The organism is Streptosporangium jomthongense (genome assembly GCF_042650425.1).
Lineage (GTDB): Bacteria > Actinomycetota > Actinomycetes > Streptosporangiales > Streptosporangiaceae > Streptosporangium.
In genome coordinates, this window is the sequence record NZ_JBHSBC010000021.1 from 35,958 (window position 1) to 60,709 (window position 24,752).

Annotated in this window: 26 protein-coding genes and 1 pseudogene; 10 read left to right on the top strand and 17 right to left on the bottom strand. The window is 68.0% G+C overall.

Features of this window, described 5'->3' with window-relative positions; translation table 11 throughout:
• Window position 1: 1 nt before the first annotated feature.
• From ACFOYY_RS20975 to ACFOYY_RS21000, 6 genes are all read right to left on the bottom strand, one after another.
• On the bottom strand, window positions 2-415 hold the full coding sequence (locus tag ACFOYY_RS20975) for a lasso peptide biosynthesis B2 protein (RefSeq protein ID WP_362782530.1): 414 nt from the start codon (window positions 413-415) through the stop codon (window positions 2-4).
• The gene (locus tag ACFOYY_RS20980) at window positions 412-558 is read right to left on the bottom strand and encodes a hypothetical protein (RefSeq protein ID WP_386191032.1); all 147 of its coding nucleotides are present in this window, start codon (window positions 556-558) and stop codon (window positions 412-414) included. The genes ACFOYY_RS20975 and ACFOYY_RS20980 overlap by 4 nt, the downstream gene beginning before the upstream one ends.
• Window positions 555-827: a PqqD family peptide modification chaperone gene (locus tag ACFOYY_RS20985; RefSeq protein ID WP_352012938.1), complete on the bottom strand. Its 273-nt coding sequence runs from the start codon at window positions 825-827 to the stop codon at window positions 555-557. Before ACFOYY_RS20985 ends, ACFOYY_RS20980 begins: the two co-directional genes overlap by 4 nt.
• Window positions 824-2,587 carry an asparagine synthase-related protein gene (locus tag ACFOYY_RS20990; protein WP_386191035.1) on the bottom strand — a complete coding sequence of 588 codons (1,764 nt, stop codon included), beginning with the start codon at window positions 2,585-2,587 and terminating at the stop codon, window positions 824-826. The genes ACFOYY_RS20985 and ACFOYY_RS20990 overlap by 4 nt, the downstream gene beginning before the upstream one ends.
• A gap of 160 nt (window positions 2,588-2,747) precedes the next feature.
• Window positions 2,748-2,879, bottom strand: coding sequence for a lasso RiPP family leader peptide-containing protein (locus ACFOYY_RS20995; protein ID WP_352012936.1), 132 nt, complete (start codon window positions 2,877-2,879; stop codon window positions 2,748-2,750).
• 445 nt (window positions 2,880-3,324) lie between these two features.
• Entirely contained in the window at window positions 3,325-3,474 is a 150-nt protein-coding gene (locus ACFOYY_RS21000) for a hypothetical protein (RefSeq protein WP_386191038.1), read from the bottom strand.
• Between the two features lie 29 nt (window positions 3,475-3,503).
• Here ACFOYY_RS21000 and ACFOYY_RS21005 point away from each other — a divergent pair, with 29 nt between their 5' ends.
• The gene (locus ACFOYY_RS21005) at window positions 3,504-4,181 is read left to right on the top strand and encodes a hypothetical protein (protein ID WP_352012935.1); all 678 of its coding nucleotides are present in this window, start codon (window positions 3,504-3,506) and stop codon (window positions 4,179-4,181) included.
• 6 nt (window positions 4,182-4,187) lie between these two features.
• Here the strand turns inward: ACFOYY_RS21005 and ACFOYY_RS21010 are convergent, their stop codons facing one another.
• The 5 genes from ACFOYY_RS21010 to ACFOYY_RS21030 all read right to left on the bottom strand — a co-directional run bounded on the left by ACFOYY_RS21010 (window position 4,188) and on the right by ACFOYY_RS21030 (window position 8,836).
• Window positions 4,188-4,913 carry a hypothetical protein gene (locus ACFOYY_RS21010; protein ID WP_386191041.1) on the bottom strand — a complete coding sequence of 242 codons (726 nt, stop codon included), beginning with the start codon at window positions 4,911-4,913 and terminating at the stop codon, window positions 4,188-4,190.
• 139 nt (window positions 4,914-5,052) lie between these two features.
• Window positions 5,053-5,853 carry an ABC transporter permease gene (locus ACFOYY_RS21015; protein ID WP_386191044.1) on the bottom strand — a complete coding sequence of 267 codons (801 nt, stop codon included), beginning with the start codon at window positions 5,851-5,853 and terminating at the stop codon, window positions 5,053-5,055.
• The gene (locus ACFOYY_RS21020) at window positions 5,850-6,557 is read right to left on the bottom strand and encodes an ABC transporter ATP-binding protein (RefSeq protein ID WP_352012932.1); all 708 of its coding nucleotides are present in this window, start codon (window positions 6,555-6,557) and stop codon (window positions 5,850-5,852) included. Before ACFOYY_RS21020 ends, ACFOYY_RS21015 begins: the two co-directional genes overlap by 4 nt.
• A gap of 121 nt (window positions 6,558-6,678) precedes the next feature.
• Entirely contained in the window at window positions 6,679-7,341 is a 663-nt protein-coding gene (locus ACFOYY_RS21025) for a response regulator transcription factor (protein WP_352012931.1), read from the bottom strand.
• Complete coding sequence (locus tag ACFOYY_RS21030; RefSeq protein WP_386191048.1) at window positions 7,331-8,836, bottom strand: histidine kinase; 1,506 nt, start codon at window positions 8,834-8,836, stop codon at window positions 7,331-7,333. The genes ACFOYY_RS21025 and ACFOYY_RS21030 overlap by 11 nt, the downstream gene beginning before the upstream one ends.
• Before the next feature lie 82 nt (window positions 8,837-8,918).
• Here ACFOYY_RS21030 and ACFOYY_RS21035 point away from each other — a divergent pair, with 82 nt between their 5' ends.
• Complete coding sequence (locus ACFOYY_RS21035) at window positions 8,919-9,827, top strand: hypothetical protein (protein ID WP_386191051.1); 909 nt, start codon at window positions 8,919-8,921, stop codon at window positions 9,825-9,827.
• Window positions 9,828-9,837: 10 nt separating this feature from the next.
• Here ACFOYY_RS21035 and ACFOYY_RS21040 read toward each other — a convergent pair whose 3' ends face one another.
• The gene (locus tag ACFOYY_RS21040) at window positions 9,838-10,701 is read right to left on the bottom strand and encodes an SDR family oxidoreductase (RefSeq protein ID WP_352012928.1); all 864 of its coding nucleotides are present in this window, start codon (window positions 10,699-10,701) and stop codon (window positions 9,838-9,840) included.
• A gap of 136 nt (window positions 10,702-10,837) precedes the next feature.
• Between ACFOYY_RS21040 and ACFOYY_RS21045 the strand changes: the two genes are divergently transcribed.
• A complete protein-coding gene (locus ACFOYY_RS21045) occupies window positions 10,838-11,233 on the top strand; it encodes a ChaB family protein (RefSeq protein WP_352012927.1) in 396 nt (131 codons plus the stop codon).
• A gap of 185 nt (window positions 11,234-11,418) precedes the next feature.
• On the opposite strand, the gene ACFOYY_RS21050 is transcribed toward ACFOYY_RS21045, so the two are convergent.
• Complete coding sequence (locus ACFOYY_RS21050; protein WP_386191054.1) at window positions 11,419-11,853, bottom strand: hypothetical protein; 435 nt, start codon at window positions 11,851-11,853, stop codon at window positions 11,419-11,421.
• An 84-nt stretch (window positions 11,854-11,937) separates the two neighbouring features.
• Between ACFOYY_RS21050 and ACFOYY_RS21055 the strand changes: the two genes are divergently transcribed.
• From ACFOYY_RS21055 to ACFOYY_RS21065, 3 genes are all read left to right on the top strand, one after another.
• Window positions 11,938-12,132, top strand: a complete 195-nt coding sequence (locus ACFOYY_RS21055; protein WP_352012925.1) for a hypothetical protein — start codon at window positions 11,938-11,940, stop codon at window positions 12,130-12,132.
• A 364-nt stretch (window positions 12,133-12,496) separates the two neighbouring features.
• Window positions 12,497-13,729 carry an RNA-guided endonuclease InsQ/TnpB family protein gene (locus ACFOYY_RS21060; protein ID WP_386191057.1) on the top strand — a complete coding sequence of 411 codons (1,233 nt, stop codon included), beginning with the start codon at window positions 12,497-12,499 and terminating at the stop codon, window positions 13,727-13,729.
• A gap of 58 nt (window positions 13,730-13,787) precedes the next feature.
• Window positions 13,788-15,137: a hypothetical protein gene (locus ACFOYY_RS21065; RefSeq protein ID WP_362917464.1), complete on the top strand. Its 1,350-nt coding sequence runs from the start codon at window positions 13,788-13,790 to the stop codon at window positions 15,135-15,137.
• 117 nt (window positions 15,138-15,254) lie between these two features.
• On the opposite strand, the gene ACFOYY_RS21070 is transcribed toward ACFOYY_RS21065, so the two are convergent.
• The 3 genes from ACFOYY_RS21070 to ACFOYY_RS21080 form a co-directional block, all read right to left on the bottom strand.
• Window positions 15,255-15,650, bottom strand: a complete 396-nt coding sequence (locus tag ACFOYY_RS21070) for a hypothetical protein (RefSeq protein ID WP_352012922.1) — start codon at window positions 15,648-15,650, stop codon at window positions 15,255-15,257.
• Window positions 15,651-15,829: 179 nt separating this feature from the next.
• Complete coding sequence (locus ACFOYY_RS21075) at window positions 15,830-17,533, bottom strand: tetratricopeptide repeat protein (RefSeq protein WP_386191065.1); 1,704 nt, start codon at window positions 17,531-17,533, stop codon at window positions 15,830-15,832.
• A 258-nt stretch (window positions 17,534-17,791) separates the two neighbouring features.
• The gene (locus ACFOYY_RS21080) at window positions 17,792-17,977 is read right to left on the bottom strand and encodes a hypothetical protein (RefSeq protein WP_386191068.1); all 186 of its coding nucleotides are present in this window, start codon (window positions 17,975-17,977) and stop codon (window positions 17,792-17,794) included.
• A 4-nt stretch (window positions 17,978-17,981) separates the two neighbouring features.
• Between ACFOYY_RS21080 and ACFOYY_RS21085 the strand changes: the two genes are divergently transcribed.
• Entirely contained in the window at window positions 17,982-18,245 is a 264-nt protein-coding gene (locus ACFOYY_RS21085) for an ABC transporter permease (RefSeq protein ID WP_352012919.1), read from the top strand.
• Window positions 18,246-18,339: 94 nt separating this feature from the next.
• Here ACFOYY_RS21085 and ACFOYY_RS21090 read toward each other — a convergent pair whose 3' ends face one another.
• Window positions 18,340-19,797, bottom strand: a complete 1,458-nt coding sequence (locus ACFOYY_RS21090; RefSeq protein ID WP_352012918.1) for an MDR family MFS transporter — start codon at window positions 19,795-19,797, stop codon at window positions 18,340-18,342.
• Window positions 19,798-20,687: 890 nt separating this feature from the next.
• On the opposite strand from ACFOYY_RS21090, the pseudogene ACFOYY_RS21095 reads away from it, so the two are divergent.
• The 3 genes and pseudogenes from ACFOYY_RS21095 (at window position 20,688) to ACFOYY_RS21105 (ending at window position 24,749) form a co-directional block, all read left to right on the top strand.
• Window positions 20,688-21,427: pseudogene (locus ACFOYY_RS21095) on the top strand (transposase family protein).
• 360 nt (window positions 21,428-21,787) lie between these two features.
• Window positions 21,788-22,585: a hypothetical protein gene (locus tag ACFOYY_RS21100; RefSeq protein ID WP_386191071.1), complete on the top strand. Its 798-nt coding sequence runs from the start codon at window positions 21,788-21,790 to the stop codon at window positions 22,583-22,585.
• Window positions 22,545-24,749 (top strand): hypothetical protein, encoded by a 2,205-nt coding sequence (locus ACFOYY_RS21105; protein ID WP_386191074.1) that lies wholly within the window; start codon window positions 22,545-22,547, stop codon window positions 24,747-24,749. Before ACFOYY_RS21100 ends, ACFOYY_RS21105 begins: the two co-directional genes overlap by 41 nt.
• The last annotated feature ends 3 nt before the right edge of the window (window positions 24,750-24,752 follow it).

A 24,752-nucleotide genomic window follows, 5' to 3' on the forward strand; every position in this document is an offset into this window, starting at 1 on the left:
GTCAGCGGTGGGGGACCGACATGACGGCGTGGAAGTGCGCCACCACCTCGGGCTCTCCGATCGGCACTCCGTCCACCTCGACCCAGGCGTGCGCGACGAAGGGGTCGGGCCGGAAGCCGGTCTTCCACGCGGGCGGCGCGCCGTACAGGCGGCCGAGCAGCATGACCGCGACCGAGCGTTGCAGGCAGCCCTCGCCCGCGCAGCGACGGCTGACGCTGTTGACCGCGTCCCGCCAGGCGAGCACGTCCGCCGCCACGGGTGGCCGGGTGCCCCTGACCAGCAGGTTCAGCACGCGGCGCAGCAGGTGCGGGGAGAGCCTGGACAGCGGCAGGGCGAGCGCGGCGGCGGTCCTGGCGGCGACGGCGGGCCTGCGGCGCAGCCGTACCCGGCGCTGCGGCATGATCGGCGCGCTCACGACGACCACCCCGCCGGCAGGCCGCTCATCCTGAGCGAACCTGTCAGGAAGCCGTTCGTCGCGAGCGATCCCGCCAACAGGCCTTCCATGGCGGGCGATCCCGTCGGCGGGCTCGTGAAGGGCTCCTTCGGCAGGCCGTTCACGACAGCTTCCCCTCGATGAGCTTGGCGCGGCGCAGTTCGTCGAACAGGGCCAGGTGGTCGGAGCGGACCCGCTCGGCGTCGGCCCCGGTCTCCCTGGCGATCTGGCCGACCAGGTCGTCGAGGGCGCGGCCCCGGCCGAGTTCCTCGACCATCGTGATCGCCGTCTGGTTGAGGTGCCAGTAGACGCCGCGTCTGGTGTCGAGGATGACCTTGCCGTCCTCGACCTCGACGATCGACAGGCCCTGCCTGAGGTGAACCACGGTCGTCACTCCCCCTGTCCCACGGAGCGCAGCCAGCGCTCGGCGATCACGATGTTGTCCAGGTCGGTGTAGGCGGTCCCGCTCGTGGTGTACCGCTCGGCCAGGCGCAGGACGCGTTCGGCGGAGACCAGGCCCAGGTCCTCAAGGGCGGAGCCGTCGGCGAAGAGCCTTCGCAGCACCGGTTTGACCGCCTGGTGCTGGGCGAACACCTCGGCGGTGTAGTCGCCCTTGTCCGGCCTGGTGAAGTAGTCGAGCGCCATCGCCGGGGGCCTGGCCGCCGCGAGCAGCGGTTTGGCCGGGTACTGGTGGCTGCGCGCGCCGACGCCGAGCGCCAGGGCGGCCTCGACGACGCGCCGGTCGAGATACGGGCTGTCGAAGATGATCCCGCCCGGGGTCGCGGCCTGGTTCATCCGCCGTACGACGTTGCCGTGCACCACGAGGTAGTCGAGGATCTGGTTGACCGTACGGTCCTCGGAGAAGGCTCCCCGTTCCCCGAGCACCGCGTCGGCGGCCAGTCGTCGCAGGTGTTCACGGGCGGTCTCGGTCAGCGCCGGGTGCACCTTCGGCAGCGGCACCCAGCGGGAGTAGGCGGCCACCCCCTCGTCACGGACGCCGAAGTCGTGCCGGGCGATCCTGCGCAGGTCGTCCAGGTAGGAGCCCCGCTCGGCGAGCATCCGGATGGTCTGGCCGAGCGGGTGCCGGTTGAGCACCCGGAACCGCCACGTACGGCGGTAGCGCCCCTTCTCCCGCGAGTGGAACAGCGACCAGAGCATCGTGGAGACCGAGCCGAACAGGGCGTCGCCCGCATGACCGTTGAGGTGCAGCGTGGTCCCGGTCTCCTTCATGACCTCCTCGATCATGGAGACCGAGGCCAGCGCGGCGTTGGCGATGCCCGGCCCCTCCGGCGCCGTGGCCACCGTGCCCGTCCTCTCGTCCAGCAGGTGCGGGATGACCGAGCCGTACGGCACGCTGTGGTGGTCGACGCCCAGTTCCGCGGCGGCGCGGCCCGCCCATCGGTGGTCGTTGTTGGCGACGTTGGCCGAGGCGAGGAAGAGCGTGTGCGGCTTGAGGCCGAGGTCGGCGAGGAAGAAGCAGAGCGTCGTGGAGTCGAGGCCGCCGGACAGGTCGGCGCTGATCTCCTGGTGTCCCGCCGTTCTGAGGCGTAGCGCCTCGGTGACGGCCCCGCGCAACTCCTCTGCGAGGTCGTCCACGGAGCGGCCGGGGTGGGGCGGTCGCCACCACACCGTGCGGGCGGGGGCGCGGTCGTTCCAGGAGTCGAGCCACTCGCCGGGGCCGGTGACGTGCACGCCCTCCCAGACGCTCCTGAGTCCGTAGGCGTGTGTGATCTCCGCGTCGGTGAGCCTGCTCGCCAGGACGGCCGGGTCGGGGCGCAGCCGGGCCAGGGTCCTGAGCGTGTGCTGGTCGTCGGAGATCAGGGGCACCCCGTCGACCATGGCCCAGCACAGGGCGCGGGTGAGCAGGAGCGGGCCCTGCGAGCGCATGCGCGTGTTCTCTCTGGCGAAGAGCAGGAGGTCGCCCTCGACGAGCCGCTCGGCGACCGAATCGAGTTCCCTGACCGTTTTCCTGTCGCCGACGAGCCGGGCAAGATCGCTTTCTGTGAATGCCGCTCCGCTGTTTCCCAGGAGAATGACGTCGATATCCCTGTTTCCCGCCCGCACGATCCCACGGCCGTCGCCGCCGATGATCCACGGGAATCCCGATGGATGTCGGAACAGGATCTCTCCCGCGTGCTCGACGATCTCGTTCACGAGTGCGGGACGCAAAGGGATGTCTGGCAGGACTACCACAGGCATGGCGAAATTCCCGGCCTTTTCATCGTGTTCCGCGTCGATGGGAATTGGGTAGGGTTGGACGGGCACGGAGCAGGTGTCTGCTGCTCCGTGCCCGCGCTCAGCCGTCCCTCGCGGGTTACGCCGGCGGGTGGATCACGATCAGCGCGCGGAAGCCGAGGATGTCGTGCTCACGGGCGCTGCCGAGGCTCTTGGTGACGTCCTCGAACGATCCGATCCGGGTCAGCGTGGGCGCGGTGTAGTCACTCACGGTGTACTCCTCTCTCATGTGGGTCGTTGGTGCGTCGGCACCGGCCGGTGCCCACACAGAAAGCTAAGCCGCCCGTCCGCCCGGGGTAATCTCGGCGATCCGAGAAGTCGTCCGGTTGCCGTTGGGGAAAAACATTGATACACGCGCGCGTGCCGACCGATTAGTGATCTGGTTCACTGTCGCACGTGACCGCAATGACTCTCCGTAGTCAATGCGAACGGATATGGAGTTCTCCCAGCTTCCGGCGCGTCCGAGAACACCCATTAACAGTGCGTCCCGATCAGCCGCTTCACCCCTGCGGCCACCCTTGTAGCCATGAGCGCACATGTCTTACATTAAGGGTGATTTTCGGCTGCCTGATGGTGAATTCTCCGGCCGTTCGCCCGTTTTCAGGCTGGCATAAAACTACAAAAAGGACGCTGCGATCTGTCCAGGCCGGACGACATCATCGGGAGGTGACGATTCTCGCTTCGCACAGCAGCCGGCCGGTCGGCGTCGCCACCGCGTCGGCTCCTCCGTAGGCCTGCCCGAGGACACCGACGAGACGATCCGAGGAGCGGCGTACGGCCACACCCCAGAGTTTCTTGATCAGCACGGGGAGCCATGAAGAACAACGGGGAAGCGATGAACAAGAAGATCACGATCCAGGGCCCCGCCGAGATCGGTGAGACGGCCACCCAGATCAGCCTGACCGCCGGGCAGTCCGCCACGATCGGAGCCTGTCGCTGCGGGCACTGCAGGGTCGACCTGCGCATCGACACCGACGAACTGCCACCGGCGATCGGCCGCGTCACCGCCCACACCGGATTCTGGTCGCTGAGCAACCTGTCCGGCGAGGCACCGATGACCGTGACGAACATGGACGACTGGTACCAGTACCTTGTGGTCGAACCCGGACGCCGCGACGTGCCCGTCCCGTTCGAACTGGCGCAGATCGAACTGGCCCCCTCACCCAACGCCCCCAAAGTGGCCGTCTTCGGCTACGAGCCGCAGTACACCTCCCAGGACCGCCTGGTGATGTGCCAGTCGCCGCCACCGCGTCCGCTGCTCGACCGCCGTTCAACCTATTTCTCCGTCCTGTCCGAACTCTGTCGCGACAGGCTGAACGGCACCATGGACGCGAGCCTGCCCACCTCCGTGGAGATCGCCGACAAGCTGCGCACCCGCTACCGGTCCATCAGCCCGCGTGCCGTCGACGCCCACATCAAGTACGTCAGCGAGAAGCTGCGGCTCCCCAAGGGAGCGGGCCGGGACGCGCTCGTCGCCGTGGTCATCCGGGCGAACCTGCTGCACCAGTCGTGACACCCCTCAGCTGTCCCGCCGTACGGTGACCACCCAGGCGGCGCCGACGAACACCGCGGCCCAGGCCAGGAGCACCCCGAAACCGGCGGGGCGGCTGAGCGCCAGCACCGGGCTCGTGGGAGTGCCGAGGAAGCTCAGCGTCGCCTCGTGCGGCAACAGCCGTACGAGGCCGGGCAGCAGGCCCGCGAGCATCGGGGAGACCAGGATCGGCAGGATGAACAGTACGGCCAGCGGGGTGACGACCGTCCTGGCCAGAACCGCGAAACCACACCCGAGAAGGCCGAGCAGCAGATAGGCCGCCACCTCGGCGGGCAGGCCGTCCACCGCCTGCCGTACGAGAAGACCGGGGAGCAGCACGGCCGTCGCCGCCACGACGGCCGTCCCCGCGCCGGCCAGGAGCTTGGCCAGGAAGAACCGGTTGCGGTCGGGCGTCGCGATGAGGCTGACCCGCAACTGCCCGCCGTACTCCCTGCCCGCGGCGAAGACCGGGACGGCGACGAAGGCGTAGACCGGGGCCAGCATCACGGTGCCGAGCTGGGCGATGGCGACCGGTCCGCCCTGGGAGGCGACGCGCACGGTGTCGGAGGCCGCGAGCAGGCCCAGCAGCGTGTTGGCCACCAGGGTGACGGCCAGCGCGATCCAGGTCGCGGGCAGGGTGCGGATCTTGGTGAACTCGGCGCGCGCCAGGTCGGCCAGCCCGATCGCCTCCCGCCGTTCGGAGAGACCGGTCATCGCGCGTTCTCCTCGTCACGGGGGAGCCGCGTTTCCTCTCCGGCGCGCGGGAGTCGCGCGGGGACGTCGCCCCGTGGGGGTCGCCCGTTCCCCTTGCCGCGTGGGAGTCGCGTGTGCTCCCCGTCGCGTGGCAGGTTCGTCATCGCGCGTCCCTCCTGGCGAGCAGGAAGGCGGCCACGACCGTGGTCACCGAAGGCCAGGCGACCAGCACCACCATGGCGTGTCCCGGCCCCGCGGAGAGCGTGTTCTCCACCGGGTTGAGCAGCAGGTTGCGGCCCGCGCTGAGCGGGAACAGCGCGTCGAGGGCCGGGGAGAACACGGCCAGGAGCTGCGTCATGGTGACCGCGATCAGCCCGACGGTGACCGCGACACCCGTGAGGGTGCTGCGGGCGATCACCGTGATCGCGAAGCTGATCAGGCCGGTCAGCACCGCGAAGGCGACGAACTTCCCCTGCCCGATCCAGGCTCCCGGGCTCACCAGCAGGCCCGGATTCCAGTCCCTGACCGCGGCGTACATGAACGCCGTGCTGACCCCGGCGACGACCACGGCCACGAACAGCAGGTAGACGGTGGCCGCGACGGTCTTGGCGACGATCAGCCGCCCCCGGCGCGGCACCGCGAGCAGCGTCTGCCCGAGCTGCGGGGTACGGAACTCCTGTCCGGCGATGACCGCCCCGAGGCCGGGCAGGAACAGCCCCATCTGGAACGACGACGCCACCAGGAAGTCGACGATCGCCCGGTTGGCGGGCTGCGGGTCGTCGGCGAACAGCTCGATCATGCCGTCCGGGGTGATGGCGCGCACCGCCTCGATGTTGATCCCCACGTTCGCGTAGGAGACCAGCAGGTGCAGGGCGAGGATCACACCGGTGACGATCCACACCGTGCGCAGGGTGACGATCTTCGTCAGTTCGGCCCTGGTCGCTGCGAACACGGCGCTCACCACCCCACCTGGCCGCCGGTGAGCGCGAAGAAGGCCGTCTCCAGCGACGCGTGCCCCTCGGTGATCTCCTCGATCGAGCCGCGCGCGACGATCCTTCCCTGGGCGATGACGACCGCCTCGTCCGCCGTCTCGGCCATCTCCGCCATCAGGTGGCTGGACAACAGCACGGTACGGCCGGAGGCCGCGAACTCCCGCAGGAAGGTGCGCACCCAGCGGATGCCGTCCGGATCGAGCCCGTTGACCGGTTCGTCGAGCACCAGGATCTCCGGGTCACCGAGCAGCGCCGCGGCGATGCCGAGGCGCTGCCCCATGCCGAGGGAGTACTTCTTGACCCGCTGCTTGGCCGCGTCGCCGAGGCCGACCAGGTCGAGCACCTCCCGTACCCGGCTCCGGGGGATGCGGTTGCTCTGCGCGATCCACGTGAGATGGTCGATCGCGCGACGCTCGGGCACCGGCCCCGCCCCGTCGAGCAGCGCCCCGACCTTGCGCAACGGATGGCTCAGGTCGCGGTACGGCCTGCCGTCGATCAGCGCGGTGCCGCTCGTCGGGTGGTCGAGACCGAGCAGCACCCGCAACGTGGTGGACTTGCCCGCGCCGTTCGGGCCGAGGAAGCCGGTCACCGTGCCCGGCCGTACGGTGAAGCTGACGTCGTCGACCGCCGTCTTCGCGCCGTAGCGCTTGCTGAGCCGTGAAACCTCGATCATCGCCCGCCTCGCGTCGCCTGGGATCCGGACGTCCAGCGTGCTCCCCGTCACCCCGACCCCGCGTCACCCGAAAGTGGACATCCACCGACCACCCCGACCCGTGGTGTTCGAGAGCGGACGGTTACCGGGGTTCGCGCAGCAGTCCCGCCTCGTGGGCGAGCACCGCCAGGTGCGTACGGTCGTTGACCCCCAGCTTGGCGAACATCCGGCGAAGGTAGGTGCGGACCGTCTCCAGACTCAGGAACAGCTCGTCGGCGATCTGCTGGTTGGAACGGCCCCTGGCGACCAGCCGGATGACCTGCAGTTCCCGTTCGGACAGGACGTGCTCGGCGAAGGGGTGCCGTTCGACGGGCCGCTCGGGCGCGAACCGGTCGAGCAACCGCGCCGTCACCTCGGGGGCGAGCATGGCGTTGCCCTCGTGGACCGTACGGACGGCCCGCAGGATCTCCGCCGGAGAGGCGTTCTTCAGCAGGAAGCCCGAGGCCCCGACAGTGAGGGCCCGGTGCACGTACTCGTCCAGGTCGAAGGTGGTCAGCATGACGACCCTGGTGGTCGTGTCGGCCACGATGCGCCGCGCGGCCTCGATCCCGTCGGTTCCCGGCATCTGCACGTCGAGCAGCGCCACATCCGGTCGCAGCGCGGTGACCAGCCTGGCCGCCTCAAGCCCGTCGGCCGCCTCCCCGGCGAACCGGAAGCCCGCCGTACGCTCGAACAGCTTCCGGTAGGCCCCACGCATGCCCGCGTCGTCGTCGGCCAGAAAGACCGACACCACCTCAGCGGACATCATCACCTCCCTCGAAACCCCGCCCCTGAACACCGGCCTGGCTTTGCCTCTGAACGCCGTCCTCGTCTCGCCCTCGAACCGCGGCCTGACTTCTCCCCTGGGCCGAGACCCGGTCTTGTTCCTGAGCCATGGCCTGGCTTTGCCCCGGAGCACCGGTCCGGCTTTGGCCCTGAACGTCGTCCTCGCCTCGCTCCTGAACACCGTTCTGGCTTTGTCCCTGAACGCCGGCCTGGTTTCTCCTCTGAGTCGTGGCCTGGCCCTGGTCGTTGAGGGGCAGTCTGGCCTCGACCGCGAATCCGCCCTCCGGCCGGGCGCCCCAGGTCACCGTCCCACCGGCCAGGCGGACCCGTTCACGCATACCCCGCAGCCCGACCCCCGCGCCGGCGGACCGGGCCGCGTCCCGGCCTGCGAGCGCCCCGCCGTCGGCGACCCTGACCACCAGGGCGTCGCGCTCCCGGTGCAGGTCAACGACGCATGTCGCGCCGGGGGCATGCCGTACCACGTTGCCCAGCGCCTCCTGAACAACCCTGAACGCCACCGCCCCCACCACGTCCCCGACCTTCCCGGTCGTCTCCGGACCGATTCCCGGACCGAGCCCCGCGTCGCCCTCCGTACCGCCCTCCCGGGTGGGCCCCGCGCCAAGCTTCCCGCCCGTCTCCGTACCGCCCTCCCGGGTGAGCCCCCGGTTGGGCCCCGCGCCGATCCCCGGGCCGAGTTCCCGGCTGATCCGTGTCTCGACGTCGATTCCGGCGGCGCGGGTCGCGGTGATGACCGCCGCGATGCCGTCGAGGCCCGGCCCCGGGCCGCCGTCCGGGTCGCGGAGCGTCCGCACCAGCGCCTGCACGTCCTCAAGCGCCCGGCGCGTGTGGGTCTCCACCTCCGCCAGGGTCTCGCGCAGCTCGGCCTCCCCGACGTCGGGCAGGCTCAGGACGACCCCTGACTGCGCCAGCGTCACCCCCAGCGCGTGCCCGACCACGTCGTGGACGTCACGCGCCACCTCAAGCTGCACGCGCATCCGCTCCGTCTCCCGCGCGGACTCGATCTGCCTGCCGGTGGTCGTGCCGAACAGCCACGACGCACTGAGCGCGGCCACCGCGATGACCACCCGTTCCCCGAGGCCGCGAGCGGCCCCCTCGGGAACGGCGACGACCAGCGCCAGCGCCGCGAACATGGCCGCCAGCATCACGACCGCCACCCGCGTACGGCGCGCCCGCTCGACCGCGAGCGGATACAGGCACCAGGCCGCGGCCAGCATCGGGTCCTGGCAGACCCCCAGGGCACCGCCAACGACGGTCGCGGCCCCCGCGGTGACCGTCGCGGCGAACGGCAGCCTCCCACGCAGGACCATCGCCCCCGCGGTCACCACCGCCAGCACCGCCCCCACGGCGACGTACGGCCAGGCGACGGCCTGAGCCGTCGGCAACGCCCAGAACATCCCGACAACGGCGACCGCCGCGACGACGTCCGCCCCAACCCCCCGCCCCCAACTCCGCACCCCAGCACCGTAGGCGACGGACTCCCGGGACGGCCACTACGCTGAAGATCACTAAGCCCGTCGACGCCGAGAGGACGTGCCGATGCCGGAACTCGCGGTGGCATCGCGCCTCTACGCCGTCCTGGCCGTCTCGGGGCCGGTGGTCCTGACGGCCTTCGGCATCGGCGGAGGCGACCTCCCCTGGTTCTGCTCCTCGGAGAGCCCCTACCTGCCGGAGGGTCCGTACGCGCTGGGGAGCGTCCCCGCGGAGGCGCTGTTCCTCGGGGTCCTGCTGCTGCCGGTCGTCGTCGCCGGCCTCGTCTCGTACGGCTCGCGCAGGGCCGTGCTCTCCGCCGCCCTCGTGACCGGCGCCGTCCTCGTTCTCGGCCTTCTCGTCTCCGGCCCCGACCCGTGCACCGGCCAGATCCGTACGGCCTCCCCCTGGCCTCTGCTCGTCTGTTACCCGCTGGCCGTCGGGGCCCTGCTCCTGGCGGCCCGCCATCCCCTGCCCACCAGGCGGTACGGCTTCGCCCCGTGGGCGGCCGTCCTCCCCGCCGCGTGGGGCGCGTTGTGCGACCGGCCCGTCTCCGCGTTCGACGAACGTTCGTTCACCGTCTTCTTCGACGTGGCGCCGGGGTCTTCAGGAGACGTCCCCCAGTGGCTCTGCGCCGCTCTCCAGTGGTTCACCCAGGCCGACAGGATCGGCCTGCCGGTCACCCTCGTCGCCCTGGCCGCGATCGCGCACGCCACCGGCCTGTCACGGTGGATCGGCGCCACGGTCGCGGCGGTCCTTCTCCTCTTCCCGGTCCTCGACGTCTTCCTGCTCGACGAACTCCTCCTCGTACGGTCGCACCTGCCGCTCGCCGCCCTCCTCGTCGTCTGGACCGCCCGGCCCGCCCGGTTGGAGGTCGGGCCCGGGTCCCTCGCCAGGATGCGGACCGTCGCCGTGACGGCCGTGGTCGTCCTCTGCGCCGTCTGGCTGGTCGTCTCCTCCTACGTTCCGTCCCGATGACCTCGAAGGATCAGCCGGGGAGGGTCTCGCCGCCGACCGGGGCCAGGATCTCGCCCGTGTAGTAGGACGACAGGCGGTCGGAGGCGAAGAAGACGTAGGACGGGGCGATCTCGTCGGGGTCGGCGGCCCGTTCCATGGGCGCCTGCTCGCCGAACTTGCCCACCTTCTCCGGTGGCATGGTGGCCGGGATGAGCGGTGTCCACACCGGCCCCGGGGCCACGGCGTTGACCCGGATGCGGCGTTCGAGCAGGTTCTGCGCCATCGAGTAGGTGAAGGCGTTGATCGCGCCCTTGGTCGTGGCGTAGTCGATCAGGGTCTTGTTGCCGCGCAGGCCGTTGATCGAGGAGGTGTTGACGATGGCCGACCCCTCGCCCATGTGCCGCAGCGCCGCCCTGGTGACCCGGAAGTAGCTGTGGATGTTGACGGCGAAGGTGTACTCCCACTGTTCGTCGTCCAGCTCGTCGAGCGAGTCGACCGGTTGCTGGTAGGCGACGTTGTTGACGAGCACGTCGAGCCCGCCGAGTTCGCTCACCGTACGGTCCACCACGTCGGCGCAGTGGGCGGCCTGGGAGAGGTCTCCCGGCAGCAGTACGCACCGCCGTCCGGCCTCCTCGACCAGCTTGCGGGTGTGCTCGGCGTCCTCGTGCTCGGACAGGTAGGCGATCGCGACGTCCGCTCCCTCCTTCGCGAACGCCACGGCGACGGCCCTGCCGATTCCCGAGTCACCCCCGGTGATCAGTGTCCGCCGGTCCCTGAGCAGGCCACGGCCCTCGTAGTCGCGCATCTCGTCCCGGGGAGCGGGGGTCATGTCGCCGCTGCTGCCCGGGTACGGCTGCTGCTGTTCTGGTGGTGTCTGGCGTGGTTCATCAGGCATTTCCCCCACGTGCCCCACCCCCTGATCGGCTAACAGGACATAACTGTTGATTTCACAATTGAATGATGTTTCGGGATGGATTGAGGGGTATGGCCCGGATGAGGCCAACATCCGACCCGGAGAAGAGGTGACGATCATGCCCGTCCGTCAGGAACTACCCGAGACACTCAAACGCTCTCCCAAGAAGGCCCAGGAGACGTGGATCAAGGCCCACGACTCCGCGGTCAAGGAGTACGGCGAGGGGGAACGCGCCCACCGGACGGCCAACGCCGCCCTCAAGCACTCCTTCGAGAAGATCGGCGACCACTGGGAGCCCAAGAGCAGGAAAGGCCCCTCCGACAGGCAGGCGGCCCGGCACACTCCCAAGCGCGGGAAGACCGCCGAAGGCGTCGACGCCAACTCCTCCAAGCAGCATCTGTACGACGTGGCCAGGCGGCTGGACGTGCCGGGAAGGTCGTCCATGACCAAGACCGAACTCGTCGACGCGATCAAGAAGGCCAACCGCAGGGCGTCCGCCAAGGCGCGCTCCTGACACACGGGGCGACGGGAGGGGCGACCGGCCTTCACGAGGGGCGCCTCCGGGGGGACCCGGCCGCCGCGACGACCGGCTCCAGGAGAGCCCGGATCGCCCGCGAAGGCCGGCTCCCGCGAGAACCGAGTCCCGTGAGGGTCGGCTCCCACGGGGTCGGCACCCGTGAGGGTCGGCTCCCGTGAGGGTCAGCTCACCCCTCCCACGACCGCCCCACCCTCCCGTGCCGCCGCCGTGTAGAACGGGCCGAGGCCCGCGAACCCGTCCTGCCCGGCGGCGGCGAAACCCCACCCCTCACCGGCCAGGCCCCGCGCGACCTCCGCCACCCGCTCCGGATCGAGGGCGAACGGCGGGCCGTACCCGAACGTGTGGCCTGGCAGGTCGTGTTCACCGTCCGCGCCGGTCGCCGCCGCGAGCCAGGGGTAGTGCCGTCCCCATCGCGCGTCCCCGTGCTCGGCCTCGGCCCTGCCCTCCGCGATGTCGCCGAGGGCCAGGTAGTCGTCCGTGAACACGTCCTCCTCCCGGGAGTGCCCGGAGAGGATCTCCCCCGCCAGATCGGGCCTCGCCCGTACGGCCCGCAGCACCTCGGGGTCGATCCTCACCAGCGTCAACCGCATGGACACCGCGTCCGCCTTCCGCCGTACCGAGCCGGACGACCATGATCGCAGGCCCGATTTCTCACGTGTCCGTCCTTTAAGGTGCCGGGTATGACCGGCTGCTCCCATCTGGAGGGCCTGGTGGTCACGGGTCCGGCGCGGGGCCGGATGTGGGCCAACGGCATCATGAGCGACGAGGGGTTCCAGCCGTTGTTCGACGACGACGGCGCGCCCCTCGGGTTCGCCCGCTGGTATCTCCGCTGGCTTGAGGAGGCCGAGGCCCAGGTGCTGCCCAGTGCCCGCTGATACACCGATATTTCTGGATATATGGATTACCTGATCGATCCGAAAGGAGGCGGTGTGCGCTAATCGCCGATGTGATCGGCCGTCACCGGTGTACGGTCCTGCTGACCGCTCTCGTTGAAGGGCGCAAGCCCTGTCCTTCAGGGCGGGGTAAGCCCGGAACCGCCCCGCTCGTCCTGCCGTTCGGCCCATCACGTGTAGGGGACAAGGACGGCTTGGTCTCCACGATGGTGTGCTCCCCGGCCAGGTGCGCCGCTCCGACGCGATGGCCGAGGTTGTCTCGGAGTTCCCGAACGTTCATACGCTCAATCATGATCTCGCAGAGTGTCATTGGATGGCTTGGATGTTCCGCGGAGAAAGGTGTTTCATGCTGTCCGGCCGCAGGTATCGGATCGAGTTCACCCCGGCACAGACCGCGTTCGCCGAACAGATCGGCGGTATCTGCCGGTCGGTGTGGAACACCGGTCTGCAGCAGCGCCGGGAGTATCGGCGGCGCGGCGCGTTCATCGGGTACGCCGAGCAGTGCAGGCAACTCGCCGACGCCAAACGGGATTTCGGCTGGATGTCGGATGCGCCGTCCCACGTGCTCCAGCAGACGCTCAAGGATCTGGACCAGGCGGTCAAAACCCACGGGGCCTGGAAGGTCCGGTGGCGGTCGCACCGCAGGTGGTCGCCGTCGTTCCGGTTCCCCGACGCCAAGCAGATCGTCGTGGAACGGATCGGCCGCCGGTGGGGCCGGGTGAAACTGCCGAAGTTCGGCTGGGTCCGATTCCGCTGGTCGCGTCCACTCGGCGGTGTCCTGCGCTCCGCCACGATCACCCGCGACGGCGGGAACTGGTTCGTGTCGTTCCTCGTCGAGGACGGCAAGACCACCCCTGAGACGCATCCCGGCCCGGCTGTGGGGATCGACCGGGGAGTGGTGGTCGCCGCGATCACGAGCGACGGGACGTTCCACGACCGGCCGTTCATCACCAGCGGCGAGACGCAACGGTACCGCCGCCTCCAGCAGCAGCTCGCCCGCACCCGTAAGGGCGGTAATCGGCGTAAGCGCGTGGTGGCCGAACTGGGCGCGGTCATGCGGCGGGTCCGGTCCCGCCGCGCGGACTTCAACGCCCAGCTCGCCGCGACGCTCACCGTCCGGTACGGCACCCTCGTGCTGGAAGACCTCAACACGAGGAACATGACGGCCAGCGCGAAGGGCACCGTCGAACGACCCGGTTCGCGGGTCGCTCAGAAGTCCGGCCTCAACAAGTCGATCTTGGATAAGGGCTGGTACGGGCTGGAATTCGCGGTTAACAACGCGGTCCGGCACACCGGCAGCAAGGTAATCAAGGTCCCGGCGGCGTACACGTCTCAAACGTGCTCGGCTTGCGGGGTGGTGGATGCGGCATCGCGTGAGAGCCAAGCGCGGTTCGCCTGCACCTCCTGCGGTCATGTCGAGCATGCCGACGTGAACGCCGCCAAGAACATCAAGGCCGCCGGGCAGGCGGTCTCAGGACGTGGAGACCTCGCCATCAGGCGGTCTGTGAAGCGTCAACCGCCCCGGCCACGAGCGCGGCAGCATTCCACGTCAGCGGCACGGGGAATCCCGGTCCTTTAGGACCGAGAGGAAGTCAATCCACATGCGCGTACCCCTACCGTTACGGCGAGGAGATCAGGTGAGCGGCACGCGAATGCGACTGGCCGACGTCGCGCAGCTCGATCCCGACATCACCCCCGAGGGGTTGCGGGAGCGGTACGGAGACGATCCCGACACCATCAGCCTCCTGGCGGTGGCCGAGGCCACCCTCAACCGGGTTCCCTCCGGGTTGAGCCGCTGGCTGTCCTCCGCCGAGACCTGCGAGGTCTGGGAGGACGTGCTGATCCGGCAGGAGGGGCTCCACCAGCTGTCGTGGTGGAACAACGTGCTCGGCTCCGGTTTCGACGATCCGTTGACCCGGCGCGCCGAACGGCGGCTGGCCCGCATCCGCCAGCGCGGCGTCGAGGCGCGTCTCACCGTCGAGGCGCACGCCGGGCTGACGACCGACCGGGCGGCGGCGTCGGCGGTCGCGGCGCTCGTCGCGGCCCATCGGGAGGAGGCCGACTCGCTGCTCCGTCCGGGCGGGGCCGGCGACGGCCTGCCTCCGGAGGTGGCCAGGATGCTGGCGATGGGCACGACCGCCTTCCGTGAGCTGGTCGGCAACGACATCAAGGACAGCGGGGTGTGCCACCCGCTCCGCCATCCGGCGCTGCTGTCCCGCTGGTACGAGGCCCTGGTGGCGATCGGCACGATGGCGTTCACCGAGATCGGCCTTGAGGTGACACCCGTGCGGGTGCGCAACCTCTTCGCCGTCCCGGACCCGCACCTCATCCAGGCCCGTCACGACGCGTCCCGCGAGAAGTGGGCGTCCAAGCTCACCTTCCTCACCCATGTCCGGGCCGCGCTGGTCGAGCAGGACCGGCGAAGCCGCCGGGCCGAGGCGCCGGTCCACCGCCACCTCGTCGAGCGGTATCCCGTCCAGTACGCCGAACTCGTCCAGCAGGCGCGGCAGGACCCGCGCAACCACCGCCCCGCGCACCGGCCTCCCCACCCGACCGTGTTCGACGACCACGCCGACATCCTGCGGGAACACGGCTGGGACGTGCGCTGGATCTTCGACGGGCACCGTGTTTGGCTCGACGCCTGGCCGATCGGCGAGCGGACCGGGAGGCCGTCGCTGCCCGCCTGGCGGACCGGGGGCCGGTTGATCGCCACCGCCGTCCGCAACCGCAACACCGGCAGGTCGGCCTGGCGCTGGAGCACCCCGACCTACGTCTTCTACGGCCGGGGCCAGGGTCGTTACACGCTGCTGACCGGGGCCGACGCCCTGTGCCATCTCGCCGAGACCAACCCGCGCGCCACGCCACGGCGCTTCTTCAAGGCCATGGTGCCGCCGGTGCGCGAGCATCTTGAGGCGCACGTGCCGCCGGACGGGCACCGCTGGCGGCGGCCGTTCCCCGAGTGCTTCCCGGCGCTCCACTACCGCTGAACACCGCGCACCACCACTGGGTTCCGCACACCACCGCCGGACGCCGCGTACCACCGCTGGGTGCCGCGCGACGCGCCTTCTCCTCGCGCCGCGCGGCCGTACCCGAACCGCCCTGTCCTACCAGTTACGGCTGCAGCCGTTGCGGGTGCACCAGACCTCGTGGACGATGTCGCCGTCCACGATCAGGTCGGCGTAGATGCGCTGCACACCACCGGCGACGGTTATCCGAAGCAGCTCGTTGGACCAGGAGTACGTGCCGTTGGTGGAATATTTGCAGACTTTGCCGGTCTTCTCGGACCCGTTCTGGCCCCAGAAGCACACCTCGCGGTAGCCGCTCACCGCCTTGATGTGGCCGGAGACATAGGCGGAATATCCGGATGTCCAGTCGATGGTGGACTGGGTGACGGTCGCACCCCACTCCATGGACCACCCGGTGGCGGCCTGTGCCGGGACGGCGGTGAACACGGCCATGACGACGGCGGCGACGATCGACAGGGACTTGAGCACGCGCATGCAAACCTCCTGTAGTTCGTGCGGAACGTTCGTTTCAGCAAGAAAGCCTGACAAGGCCGGTTTAACAACACGCAACCAGACGGTGTACGGATAAATCCGCATGTAATGCCCGGATGAATTGGCAACCGTACAAAGTGGGGTTCGACCCGGCCGGAAAACGAGGCCTCGGGGTCATCCCGTCATGCGCGACGGCAGCGGGCCAGTTCCGCGCGCAGGTCACGGCGCAGCGCCCGGTCGAGGCCCGGCTGGGTGAGGGCGTCGGCGAAGTCCCGCGCGGCCTCCTCAAGTCTGCCGAGCCGTACCAGCGCCTTCCCTCGGTTGTAGCGGGGCACCGGTGCCGCCGACAGCGCGACCGCCCGGTCCAGGTCGGTCACCGCGGCGGCCACGTCACCGCGTTCGAACCGTACGGCGGCCCGGTTCGTCCACGCCTCGACGAGTTCGGAGTCCCCGGCCAGGGCCCGGGTGAGGAGGTCGTCCGCCTCGGTGAGGTCGCCGCGCTCCGAGCGGATCAGCCCGAGGGTGCACAGCAGCGCGGGGTCCTCCGGGGCCGGTTCGAGCCCGGCCCGCGCCTCGGCCTCGGCCTCGTCGAGCGCGCCGCGCTCCACCAGCAGGTTGACCAGGGCGATCCTGGCGTCCAGATGCCCCGGCTCGATGGCGAGCACGCGTTCCAGGTCGGCGCGGGCCCGTGCCGTACGGCCCCGCTCCTGCTGGAGCACGGCCCGGTTGTAGTACGCCTCGGGCAGGTGCGGCCCCAGGCGGATCGCGGTGCCGTAGTCCTCGATCGCGGCCCTGGACCGTCCCGCCGCGCGGTACAGGGCGGCCCGGTCCACGTAGTACTCGCAGTTGTCCGGGTCGTGGGCGATCACGGTGTCGAGGTCGGCCAGGGCCCGGTCCCGGTCTCCCATGGCCAGGTGCACCTGGGCCCGGTTGTGGCGCAGCCTGGCCAGGTCCTGCGGACGCTCTCCCGGCCTGAGCACCGCCGCCAGCCGGGCCAGACCGTCGTCGATCAGCCGCAGCGCGCGGGCGTGCTCGCCGTCCCTGGCGTCCAGCAGGGCGAGTCCCTGCTCGTAGAAGACGGTGGACAGTGTCCGCTGACGTGGGTCGTCCAGCTTGGTGGCGAGGTCGAGTGCCCGTTCCAGCCAGTGTCTGGCCCGCCCCGGGTCCTGCCCGGCCGTGGGCAGGTGCCTGGCGTACAGCATGGCGGTGGAGTAGGCGGCCGACGTGGTGATCTTCGGGTCGTCGGTGACGGCGCGCGCCTCGTGGTAGAGGTCGAGTGCCTCCTCGGCCTGCTCAAGCGCGGCCAGGGCGGTGGCCAGGCCGGTGGTGAACGCCCACCAGTGCCGCAGGTCGCCGTCCGGGGTAACCGTCGCGCGCCCGCGCCGGGCGGTCCTGGCCGCGTGGTGGTAGAAACCGCGGGCCAGGCTGTCGCCGAGGGCCCTGCGCGTCTCCTCGGGGGTCGGCTCAGCCGCCGCCCGCCGGGGGGAGCCGCCGTCCCGCAGGTCCAGGCGCAGCGTGGACGGCTCCGCGCGGACCAGCGCGTCCAGCAGTTCGCGGGTGGTCTCGTCGGCGTCGCCGACGTGGTCGAAACGTACGGTGACCGGGTTCTTGAGCGTGTCCGCCCAGGCCGTGACGAACTCCGCCGCGCCGTAGGCCAGGCAGGCGGTGCGCCGGGCGGGGTGGAAGCGGATCGGCTCCTCCTCGGCGGCGGGGCGCGCCGTACGGTCGAGCCAGGGGGCGATCGCGTGCAGCTCGACCCGGTGGCGAGCCGCCAGGCGGGGCCGTTCCGCGGCGACCTGGGTGAGGAAGGAGGCGACCCCGGCGTACGGCCCGCCGTCGCGGTGGCAGTCGTAGCCGTCCTCGTGGGTCTCAGAGGGGCCGGTCACAACCGGGCCGGTCGCCGCAGGGGCGGGCACCCGGGGGCGCCCGCCGTACCGGCAACTACCAGCACCACTCGAACCAGAGACGGCGAGCGCCGGACAGCAGGCGCAGCGCGCCCTTGCGACGGACGGTCATCTTCCTCATGGACACCTCCGGAGATCCACTTCGAACTGCCCAGAGCATAATCCGGTCCAACCGAAATATGTGGACCCCTCATGATTGGTCGCTTATCATCAGATCTGGGCGTTATATGACAATTGGCGCTACCGCAGACTGAGGGCGAGGCCGTCGAGGCCGGCGATGGCGACCGAGGCCCTGGTGATGATCTCGTAGTCGAGAAGGCGCTCACGGGCACGCTGCGGCTCCGAGACGCGTGCCCAGATCGCTGATGGCGAATCCATGTGACCGTCCGGCCTGTCGATCCGTCCGGAGACCGCGGACGCGTTCATCCCGGTGATCTTTCCGATCTCGGCGCTGTCCAACGGTTTCGTGCCCACCGACGGCATGCCCGGGTGGCTACGGCTCGTCGCGGAGTGGAACCCGGTCAGCGCGCTCGTCGCCGCCTGTCGCGACCTGTTCGGTGATCCGGGCGCCGCCGTACCGCAGGACGCCTGGCCCCTACAGCATCCGATCGCGGCCGTCCTGTTGTGGTCGGTCGCGATCCTTGTCGTCTTCGTCCCCCTGGCGACCCGCCGGTATCAGCGGATCGGGAGGTAGGCGCCAACGGCTCCGGGGTTCGCCGCTCGGTGACGGCGAACCCCCGAAGAGCCACGGCGACGGTCTTCTTAGACGGTCTTCCCAGGCGGTTTTCTTAGACGTGGGCCGCCTGGTGCTCCGTCGTGGTGGCGGCCCTGGCCGGCAGCATCAGGGCGGTGATGACCACGATCACGGACAGCGCCGCGCTGACGATGAAGGCCGTGCGCATGCCGCCGAGGTTGGCGAGCGCGTCGCTGGCGCCCGTCGCCTTCAGGGCCTCGGCCCGCACGCTCATCAGGGTGACCACGAGCGCGGTGCCGATGGCGGCCGAGACCTGCTGCAGCGTGCTCAGGATCGAGCTGCCGTGGGAGTAGAGCGAGGCCGGAACCGACCCGAGCCCGAGGGTGAACACCGGGGTGAAGGTCGCGGCCAGGCTCACCATCAGCAGCGCGTGCAGGCCGAGCAGCAGCCAGAACGGCATGGTCATCGTGACCTGGGTGAACCCGACGAGCGCGACCGCGATGCCGATCGCACCGGGGACGATCAGCACCCGGGCGCCGAAGCGGTCGAACAGCCGGCCCACGGTCGGGCCGAGCAGCCCCATCGCGAGACCACCCGGCATCACGAGAAGCCCGGTCTGCAGGGCGGTGAGCCCACGGACGTTCTGCAGGTACAGCGGGAGCAGGATCATCGAGCCGATCATCGCCAGGAAGGCCACCGCCATCATGATCAACGCGATCGTGTAGGTGCGGTGGCGCAGGGTGCGCAGGTCCATCAGCGGCGTGCCGCGCTTCTGCAGGCGCAGCTGGCGCCAGACGAAGACGGAGATGGCCACCAGGCCGGCCACCACGAACCCGACGGCGGTACGGGTGTCGCCGCTCTCGAACCCGCTGAGCCCGTAGACCAGGCTGCCGAAGCCCGCCGCGGCGGTCAGCACGCTCAGCCAGTCGACGGTGCTGAACTTGGGCTCGCCGACGTTCTGGAGCTGCCTCAGCCCACCCCACATGATCAGCGCGGCGATGGGGAACACCACGGCGAACAGCAGCCGCCAGGAGCCGAACTGGAGGATCACCCCCGAGACCGTGGGACCCATCGCGGGCGCGACCGAGATGGCCAGGGTGACGTTGCCCATCACCCGGCCCCGGTTGCCCTCGGGCACGACCTGCATCAGCGTGGTCATCAGCAGCGGCATCATCACCGCCGTACCGGACGCCTGGATGATGCGGGCACCCAGCAGCACCTCGAAGGTCGGTGCGACGGTGGCCAGGGCCGTACCGATCAGGAACAGGCCCATCGCGGCGGTGTAGGCCGTGCGGGTGGACACCCGCTGCAGGAACCAACCGGTGATCGGGATGACGGCGGCCATGGTCAACATGAAGGCCGTCGAGAGCCACTGCGCGGTCTGCGCGGTGATGTTCATCGCGCTCATCAGCCGCGGGATCGCGTTGATCATGATCGTCTCGTTGAGGATGACCACGAACGTGGCGAGCACCAACAGCCGGATCACGGCAGGGGTGCGCACCTTGGTGACGGTCACGGGCTTGACTGGTGAGTCGAGCTGTGTGCTGGGCACGGAACCTCAATCGGGTTGTCGGACAGGACGTCGTTGCTGGCGTTCCAGCCGTGAGACACACGAAAGTGTGTTCGTACAAAGACTGACGGGTGCCACCGACAAAACTCATCGCTCACGCTCAACATTCCGCCATCTGACGCGAAATGTCACCCGATTTTCACCACCGATGGGGGCTCCCAGAGCCCTGCACAGCTCCCCGAAACCACCTACGAGCTGGGCGAATGCCACTCAGTGACCAAGTTCGGACATCACAGGCCGGAACATCCTTCTATCCCCCGAATGACACTTCCCCAAACGGCGCCTCCCCCGAGTGGTCGTCAGGTGTCAGGACACGCCACCTCGGTACGGCGAAGCCGGAGGCCCTTCGGCAGAGGCCCCTACGTGCCCCGGCATGACCGAACTCGTGGAGGCGGTGGGACCGAGGCCCCCACGTGTCTCCGCGTGCCCCGACGTGGCCGAACTCGTGAAAGGGAGCGACGACGGCCCCGCGTTCCTCCGTGTACCCGGCGTGTTCCCGCGTGTCCGTGACCGGCTCCACGGCGGGAACCGGAGGCCACGGCACCCGGTCCGGCCGGAATATACGTCTGTCTGCGATACGCATCCGGTGATCTTCGATCACCGGGCAACCCACACAGGCGACGTGCGACCAGCAGTGAACCGGCCACGCCCGTTCGACCGTATGACCAGACCGGTAAGCAATGTGGCTCCTGAGCCACGTACCGCTCGGAAACAAACGCGGTTCCGATGGGATACGCAATCACAATGAGCGTTTCAACCTGAAGTCGCAGGTCATGGTTGTGGTGCGGCGTGTGACATCTGATCGACAAAGGAAGAATCCCCTGGTGGAAGGGTTGTCGACCAAGATCAACCTATATACCAGAGGCTCCGAGTTGCTGTTCCACCGTGCCGCGCTGTCGTTGTCACATCAGACACTGTCTTACTTGTCCGGCCTCTTCCGCCACCGCCACACGATCGGTTCGCCCTGGCGCCGCCTCGACCCCGGACGTCAAGCCCTGCTTGTCCTCGTTCACCTGCGTAAAGGAGAGGCACTCGCCGAGGTCACGGCCGGTTTCGGGGTGGGCGTGAGCACCGCCTGACGCTATATTCGCGAGGCGATCACCCTGCCCGCCCGTCGATTGCCGAGCTCTGCAAGCCGCCAAGCGCGCCGGATACGCCTTCGTCGTCCTGGACGGCACTCTCATCCTGATCGATCGAGTGGCCGCCGATCAGCCCTACTACTCCGGCAAACATCGCCACCACGGGATGAACATCCAGGTCCTGGCCGCACCGGACGGCTCTCTGCTGTGGAGCTCCGGCTCGCTATCGGAATCGGCACACGACCCTGACGGCCGCCCGGATCTAGGACCTCCCTCGCCGTTTGAAGGCCACCGGTCGATCACCCTCGCCGACAAGGGCTACAGGTGCCGGTGAACACGTCCGTGTGCCGTACAAGGGCAGGAACAAGCCCGCCTCGCAGAAGGGCGCCGACTCCGTCCACGCCAGGCTTCGCGGCCCCGGTGAGCGAGCGAACGCGCAGTTGACGGCCTGGCGCATCCTGCGCTGCTGCCCTCTTCGCGCAGGTCAACTCGTCAAAGCGATCCTCACGCTTCAACTCCGTGAAGTGAGATGAAAAGGGCTCAGTGCAAAGCCCACTGGAGCAGGAACCATGTGCTCCACGACTGGGCCGTACGGCTGCGTGATCGACGACACCGCCTTCCTGAAGCCACGCCCCTCTCGCCGTGACTCGCCCCGCGCCTCGGAAAGATCAACAGTTGCGGGATCAGCGCGAGCGTGCATGCAGACACTGATGCCACCTCCACCCATCCGTCATGACGTCACGGCCCGCCCGCCCTGACGTTCTTCACCAATCTCGCCCTGTCCTCCATGGAAAGACTTTCGGCAAATCCATAATAATACTGGTTCCCCAGAAATGACCGTCCTCATAATCAAGGCTGATGCGCATCGCCAGCCCAAAGACCAGGAGGACCACATGGCCGACGAGCGGGAATACCGCCTAATGATCACATCGGACATCGAAAACTACGGGGATCGCTGCGACAGTGACCAGGTGGAGCTACAACGGACACTTATCCGGTTGCTCGACATGGCTGCCGGAGCAGCCGGCTTGGCACTTCTCCAGTGGAAGCGGCAGCCGCAGGGAGATGGCGAGTTCACCGTCTTACCGCCCGAAACTGACGCCCCAACGGTTCTAGGCCCCTTCCTCACAGCACTCGCACGGGGTATCGAAACGGTCAACCAGCAAGACGTGCGACGACGCATGCGTATGCGGGTAGCAGTGCACGGCGGCCCCATCCATGTGGATGGAGCCGCTGGATCTCCAGGACGCCACGCCGTGCAGTCTGGACGGCTCGTGGGTGCCGACTCGTTACGCGCCGCCATGGGCGCGTGCAAGGACGCTGATCTCGGAGTAATCATTTCGGACCGCATCTTTGATGACTTCGTAGGACAGGGGTACGGTGGCCCTTCACCTGAGGAGTTCCGCTACGTTCACGCGAAATCCAAGACAAATGAATACAGGGCCTACATTCACCTACCCGGACACAATGTGCACCGAATTTCCGAGCTTGACGAATATGACGTCAAGTCAGGGGAAAAGCAGAATGACGAAGATCAGAGTAAAGGCGCCCAGCATGGCGAGATCACCGTGGGGCGAGACTACTACGGTGGCGCAAAAAATACAGTGAGCGGCAACGGCGTAATTTACACAGCCGGCAGGGATGCATTTTTTGACCGAGATTCCCGAAAGGGAAGACTGCCCGATGAGTGAGCCCGCTCCTGAACCCGAGACTCCAGACAGAAAAGAAAACAATGAGAAAGATTTGTCCTCGGCAAGCGGATCCCCGCCCCGGGAACCACGCCAGGACGACCGAAACGACCGTGATCCACAGAGTGACCCCAAGGACCAGGACGAGCCCGATGACGATGACTCGCTGGTAGAACGCGTCCAACAGGAAGAAGAAAGCCTGCGGTTACGGCTAATCAGCCTGCAAAAACTTAATGGGGGATCAGGGCCGGCGGCGGGACGGGACTGGTTCGGCGGCCCCGTAACCCATGTCAGCGACAACGCCAAATCCTATGGAGCGGGCCGCGATCTCTACATCGTCTCATCAGAGAACCTGTCCGTGCAGACCCCGCCGGTTCCTAAAGAGTATGTACAGCGGATCAGAGACAGCCTGGTCATCACCAAGTCGCAGACCGCGTTGACCGATTTACTGGCCGTCGAACCACTCCTGCTCCTACGGGGCTCCCCGAACACTGGTAGGACAACGACCGCCATCGCAGCTTTACTGGACGTTGCCAAATCATGCCATCGACTGATGGTTCAGGAGGATCCCAGCCAGGTAGACGTAACTCACCTGGAGAGGGGTACCGGATATTTCCTTCTCGCGGACGGGAGCCCGTGGGTGACGCGACTGGAGGAGGTCGCGGATCATCTGTCGGATATAGCAACGCGCAGCAGGTGCCACATTGTCATCCTGGGTCGCCCGAACTGTGACCTTCCTCATCGGGTAGTGGATCACATACAGCCGGTCGCCAGCGAAGTTTTCCGTAAGGCTTTCATCCACCGCCTTGGTGACCCGAACGCTTGGAACACGTACAAGTTAGATGATCACGACATCGTCAGCCGATTGACCGACTGCCAACCAGCTGAGGCCATCCATCTCGCATCATGGCTGGCGGACGGCGTTCAGCAGGATCGAGACGTCGCCGAACTACTGACCAAGCAACCGTTGTTCACTCACAAGCGGTTTCGTGAGCACCTTGACAAAGTTCCGACGAGATCCGGTCGGTGTTTCCTGGTGAGCAGCGCCGTACTGCACGAACTGCCGGAGCCAGTCGTATCGGCGGCAGCCCTCGATCTCGTCCGGCAGATTCACGAGGAAAACAAGGAAGAAGAGGAGAGCGACGACACACCGGTATGGGAGAAACTTGAAAACTGGCTCAGTTACTCAGGGATCAGTATGGCAAGTGGCGACCGGCGTGGCGAGGGACGACGCGTTCAACTACGTAACGAGCTTGCTCCCATGCTCCTGCCGATGATCTGGGAGGAATTACCCGCCGTCCGCCGACATCTATACACCTGGTTACATAACCTTGGAGAAAGCCAGGACGAGCATATACGAATCAAGGTCGCCCATGCAGTCGGCCTGCTCATGACATGCGACTTCGACCACATCGAAAAGGAATTTCTCAACAAGTGGAGTAGAGACTCCAAGGTCAGGCCGAAACAGCTCGCCGCATGGGCACTGGAGGCTGCCGCCAGCGATCCGGGGATAAGCGACCGGGTAGACGCACTCCTAAGTAACTGGTCCCGTTTCGGCCCTTATGATCAGCGAACGACAGCGGCAATATCCTATGGATCACGAGCAGTCATCCGAAACCTTGATAAAGTGCTCGCATCATTCCGGCAGATCACCCGGGAGACAAAAGGCTACTGGCTCTGTGATGCCGTGGCGCGATCCACTGCCGACATCTATGCGACGGACACCGCGCGTCCCATTGTGGCGGAACTAGCTCGGTGGGCGCGAGATGATGCATTCGGAGGGCAGCTTTCCTCCGCCCTTGCCCTTGTACGACTTGGCCCGTTGCTTCACGACGGCGCCCGCCCCGCCTTGGCCGACCATTGCGACAAGACGGATCTAGTCACCTTGTGGAGTCGATCCCTGGAACTGAGTCTGTCCACCGACGAGATGACGGGGCAGAAATCCAGCCTGGCCAACCGACTGTGGCGGCTGTTCGCCGATTGGATGAAGGAGTGGGACAGGCGTCCATCGCTACGGCCAATCCTGGAGGGCATCTTCAGCACTGCAAGCACAGGCAGTTTGCGGCTACGCCGCACGTACCAGATTTATCTCTTGATATGGCAGCAGAATGGCTCCATATCTACCCAGCTCTTCCGATATCTGATCCGCATCCTAAAAGACAGGTGAACT

Coding starts and splice junctions, on each gene's coding strand:
- ACFOYY_RS21055 (WP_352012925.1), top strand. CDS start 11,938: ATGACCGGCTGCTCCCATCTGGAGGGCCTGGTGGTCACGGGTCCGGCG.
- ACFOYY_RS21035 (WP_386191051.1), top strand. CDS start 8,919: ATGCCGGAACTCGCGGTGGCATCGCGCCTCTACGCCGTCCTGGCCGTC.
- ACFOYY_RS21020 (WP_352012932.1), bottom strand. CDS start 6,557: ATGATCGAGGTTTCACGGCTCAGCAAGCGCTACGGCGCGAAGACGGCG.
- ACFOYY_RS21070 (WP_352012922.1), bottom strand. CDS start 15,650: ATGCGCGTGCTCAAGTCCCTGTCGATCGTCGCCGCCGTCGTCATGGCC.
- ACFOYY_RS21010 (WP_386191041.1), bottom strand. CDS start 4,913: ATGACCGGTCTCTCCGAACGGCGGGAGGCGATCGGGCTGGCCGACCTG.
- ACFOYY_RS21100 (WP_386191071.1), top strand. CDS start 21,788: ATGGCCGACGAGCGGGAATACCGCCTAATGATCACATCGGACATCGAA.
- ACFOYY_RS21045 (WP_352012927.1), top strand. CDS start 10,838: ATGCCCGTCCGTCAGGAACTACCCGAGACACTCAAACGCTCTCCCAAG.
- ACFOYY_RS21005 (WP_352012935.1), top strand. CDS start 3,504: ATGAACAAGAAGATCACGATCCAGGGCCCCGCCGAGATCGGTGAGACG.
- ACFOYY_RS21025 (WP_352012931.1), bottom strand. CDS start 7,341: ATGTCCGCTGAGGTGGTGTCGGTCTTTCTGGCCGACGACGACGCGGGC.
- ACFOYY_RS21080 (WP_386191068.1), bottom strand. CDS start 17,977: ATGAACGCGTCCGCGGTCTCCGGACGGATCGACAGGCCGGACGGTCAC.
- ACFOYY_RS21060 (WP_386191057.1), top strand. CDS start 12,497: ATGCTGTCCGGCCGCAGGTATCGGATCGAGTTCACCCCGGCACAGACC.
- ACFOYY_RS21040 (WP_352012928.1), bottom strand. CDS start 10,701: ATGCCTGATGAACCACGCCAGACACCACCAGAACAGCAGCAGCCGTAC.